Raw genomic sequence first — 4,130 nt, 5'->3', positions numbered from 1 at the left:
GGCTGTTTTCGTATAAATTGTGGCTATGAAAAAAATAATGTATAATGGTGTCAAAAATTGCGGAAAGGGTGTTCCTGATGGCGATGGTTTGGCACGATGTTTATAAAGATTTTCATTCTTTATCCAAGAGCGAACAATTGGAATTGTTCAAAGCTCTACAACAAGACCTGTTTCCAGAGCCTAAAACCGATATTTCCAAGATGGTTGGCGAGGTTCGTGAAACTCGTTTTTCTAACGGTTTAGCTTGTGTTTATTGCGGTAGTATGTCTGTTAAACGTAATGGCAAATACCGTTCACGCCAACGCTATCTTTGTAAGGATTGTGGAAAATCGTTTAACGATATGACAGGTAGCCCGTTATCAGGAACTAAGTACCCTCACAAATGGCTTGATTATTACAAAATGATGATTGAAGGATTAAGTCTGCCTAAAATAGCAAAGGCACTTAAAATTCACGTTTCAACGGCATTTTATTGGAGACATAAAATCCTGAATGCGGTTCGTTCACTTGGTCATCAAACTCTACAAGGCATTGTAGAAAGTGATGAAACATTCTTCTTGGAAAGTGACAAGGGAAAAAAGATGATTACACACAGAAAGGCTCGCAAACGTGGTGGAGTTGCTAAAAAGCGAGGTATATCGAAGGAGCAAATCTGTGTCGTAGTGGCTCACGATAGAAACGGTCAAATATTCTCTCAAAAGGCAGGGAAAGGGCGTATTACTGCTATCGAAATAGACGAGGTGTTGGGCAAGTACATCGATACCTCTGCTTTGTTATGCACAGATACCGCTACAAACTATAAAAAGTTTGCTCAAATGAAAAGTCTGCAACACGAAGCCATCAACGTAAGTAAAAAGCAGTACAAGAAGAAAGGTATTTACCATATCCAACACGTCAATGGTTATCACAAGCGATTGAAGAAGTGGATGGATAGATTTCAAGGAGTAGCAACTAAATATCTTGATAACTACCTATTTTGGCATTGTTATATGGAACTAAACAAGCAATTACCTTCCAAAAAAGTTGTTAAGCAAATGCTTCTAAGTTCTTGTCAACGAGTAAATTTCACAACTGTTGCTAAACTAAGAGCGTAAAAAAACTTGGTTTAAATCAACCAAGTTTTTGTCGGTACTTGTATAGATAAATTTTTTCGGACATAAAACTTATCACCAAACCGATTATTAAGGGAACTAACGACCCTGTTGTAACAAAGAACCCACTTGCATTATTTGTGTACTCGTATTGAAACATTAACCAAGGAATAGTAAACACATAACCAAGCAAGTAAAGTAAGGCTGTTGCCAGTGCAAACGACCCAAAAGTAACTATGAACCCCTTTAATTTCATTTAAAAAACACCTCCTAATTAGATATTAACAAATTTTTCTTGTTGTTAGTATAATATACATTTTTTTAATTTATAAGCAACAATCTTTTAGAAAAGAGCCAAAATGATTTAATAAGAACAGTTCAATGCTATCTTTTTTAAAGAAGCGCTTAATATTCTCGTATTTCTTTTCTTTAATAAAAATTAGTGGATACTTCATCTCCACTAGTTCTATTTTCCCTTTATTAGCAAGTTCAATTAATTTTAATATCCCACTTGACCTAAGAGAATCTTTTGAGGAATTTGAACCAAATTTTCCCCACACCTCTAAATCTATATAGTGCTTTTTTATAAAATCTTGTTCCCATTTTTCTTGTTTTTTCTTGAAATCCTCAATATGTGATCTTTTATATAAATTTTTACCATTCTCCACAATAGTTTCAACGTTTAGAATTCCTATATTTTGAATTTGTTCAAATTTCTTTTTTGTAAAGCCCAAGTATAATCTGGATTGATTACTACTGATATATTCTTGCATATCAGATATATTTAATTGTTTTCTATTTTCTACGCTTGAAAGCTTATTCTCACCACTTTCTACTAAATGTAAAACTGCTTTCTTATTAACAAACGTCATATCATATTTTTCTGAAAGCTTTACAACTTCTATATCTTTGCTCATTAAGATTTTTAAAGTATACTGAGGACTTGATTTTCCTATTATTTTCATAGCCTCATTTAAATTAATATAATCATTTAAAAAATATTCAAGACTTGCTTTCTTAAAAAACCTTTTTATATTTTTGTATTTGTTGTCTCTTATTGAAACAAGTGGGTAATCTAATTCAACCATTTCAATAAGGCCCTGATTTGCTAAGGAAATTAATTTTTTCACCCCAGAAGAACGCAAACTATCTTTATTAGCGCTGGACCCTAATTTTGACCACACATCCAAGTCTATAAAATATTCATTAAAAAAATTTTTCTCCCAAGCAACATGTTTTAATAATTTTTCATATTCAACATATTTCACATTATTAATGTCTACAATTTCTAAGACACCATGTTTTTGTAATATTTCAGTCCCTTTCCAACGAACACCTAATTGAAAATAGGGACTGTTTTTATCACATAGTTCCCTTATTTTTACTAACATTTTAGAAACCTCTCCAATTACTCATAACTTTATTGTATATTTCGATGTTCTGCTCACGCGTTAGTGCTTGTTGCAAATAAATACCATCATCTTGATCTTCTTCATTACCAATTTTAGTTGCTACTTTTTCCATCATTTCTTTAATTTTTTTTCTTGTTACCCTTCGTTCTAAATACGCCATAGCAGACAACAAACTTCTGTCTCCACGTGAATCTCTTAATTCTTCAATACCTAAGCCTTGATCGATTAACATATTTGTGAAAACAGCTCTACCAATATGTGTACCCCAAGGTAAAGATTCAAGAAATTCTACATCCTCATAGTATCTTTCCTTTCTTAACTCATTCAAAAATATTTTTTTTACACGCTTAAATTTATTTGCATAATTTGGTCCACTTATTGGTACACCAGTTTTATACGATACAAATAATGCATCTTCTACCTTTAATTTTTTCTTACTTTTTAATTCTTCAAGTTTTGTAATATGATCATCATATAATTTTTGTAGTAAATTTGAATGGATAATAAATTGAGGTCTTGGTCTTTTTACTTGGTTATACTGGTTATTTTTTAAATTGGGAAACAATTTATCTTGGTTATCATCAATATTAACAAAAAATGATTTGTTTTCAGTCCCCCTATAGCCCCTTGGTTTTAATGAACTTTCTGTTAAATTAACTACCTCTCCTACTCTTAACCCACCAAAGAATTGAAAGTAAACTCCTAGTGCAATATCTTCTGCATGAGTTTGAGCAATATTAATAAACAGCTTAGCGAGTTCTAGTCTTCCTTCCCCAAAATCTTTTAAGGTAGTCATATCATTATCATTTTTCTTATTTGGTCTTTCAATATCCAATACAGAATCTCCAAATGGTGAAATTAATATTTCCTTACCATTTTTATTGATTTTTTTTATTATTTTTGGGTCTTGGTCAATTGAATCTTGTTCTTTTAAAAAGTTATAGAATCTAGTTAGTGTTTTTTCCCAATAATCAATTGTTTCTGAATTTCTACCCAAATAAGTTCCATAGGTTATAAAGTTAGCCCCATGCTTTAGCTCTAATGCTCTTATACCCTTTTCCTCTAATTTACTATACTCTCCTGAATCATCATCCTCTATTTGAGTATAAATATAGTTTAAAAACATACATATAATCCTTCCAGCCCTTAGTTGAGTACTTGGTGATAACTGCTTATTTACAAAACACTTAATTATAAAATTTGATATTGGATGTGGAATAATCAATTTAGATTTATTATCTCTTAATCCAATAATAACGATATTACCTGCTTCTAACCTTCCACCAATCCTTTCACTTTCTATTGAAACTTCTCTTGGTATCCATGTAAATTTTTCATCAAGTGGTATATACACTGGTCTACCTCCTACTTCAATATATATTTAAAGTATAACTCACTATTTGAAATGTGAGAAAATAAGGACCACCCGTGAGAACGGGTGGTTTTCTCTGCGGCTGAAAGCCTTTGTTACTGACCAAACCCTAAAGGGCTACTGAAAGGTTCGCCATTTGTACTACTTCTACTGGCCAGACCTCAAAGGCCTTCTCTCCTAATTATTTCGTTTCTTTTTCTTCACTTCTTCCCCTGTAAATGGATCAATATATTCCATTATCGTTAATTGTTCTGC

Annotated in this window: 3 protein-coding genes and 1 pseudogene; 1 reads left to right on the top strand and 3 read right to left on the bottom strand. The window is 32.1% G+C overall.

Features of this window, described 5'->3' with window-relative positions:
• Nucleotides 1-77: 77 nt before the first annotated feature.
• Nucleotides 78-1,094: an IS1595 family transposase gene (locus tag ADJ83_RS18340; protein ID WP_048717680.1), complete on the top strand. Its 1,017-nt coding sequence runs from the start codon at nt 78-80 to the stop codon at nt 1,092-1,094.
• 323 nt (nt 1,095-1,417) lie between these two features.
• Here ADJ83_RS18340 and ADJ83_RS18330 read toward each other — a convergent pair whose 3' ends face one another.
• The 3 genes and pseudogenes from ADJ83_RS18330 to ADJ83_RS27025 form a co-directional block, all read right to left on the bottom strand.
• On the bottom strand, nt 1,418-2,482 hold the full coding sequence (locus ADJ83_RS18330; RefSeq protein ID WP_031540308.1) for a hypothetical protein: 1,065 nt from the start codon (nt 2,480-2,482) through the stop codon (nt 1,418-1,420).
• A 1-nt stretch (nt 2,483) separates the two neighbouring features.
• The gene (locus ADJ83_RS18325) at nt 2,484-3,857 is read right to left on the bottom strand and encodes a hypothetical protein (protein ID WP_081836741.1); all 1,374 of its coding nucleotides are present in this window, start codon (nt 3,855-3,857) and stop codon (nt 2,484-2,486) included.
• Between the two features lie 195 nt (nt 3,858-4,052).
• Nucleotides 4,053-4,130, bottom strand: a pseudogene (locus tag ADJ83_RS27025) (IS200/IS605 family transposase); the annotation flags it as partial.

The organism is Bacillus sp. 522_BSPC, from assembly GCF_001076885.1.
Taxonomy (GTDB): Bacteria; Bacillota; Bacilli; order Bacillales; family Cytobacillaceae; genus Niallia; species Niallia hominis.
Note: the sequence above shows the minus strand (reverse complement) of the source record. Positions and strands in the feature narration are given on the sequence as shown.

Bases quoted from the DNA above. Each gene is read 5' to 3' on its own strand.
- ADJ83_RS18340 (WP_048717680.1), top strand. From the start codon at position 78: ATGGCGATGGTTTGGCACGATGTTTATAAAGATTTTCATTCTTTATCC.
- ADJ83_RS18330 (WP_031540308.1), bottom strand. From the start codon at position 2,482: ATGTTAGTAAAAATAAGGGAACTATGTGATAAAAACAGTCCCTATTTT.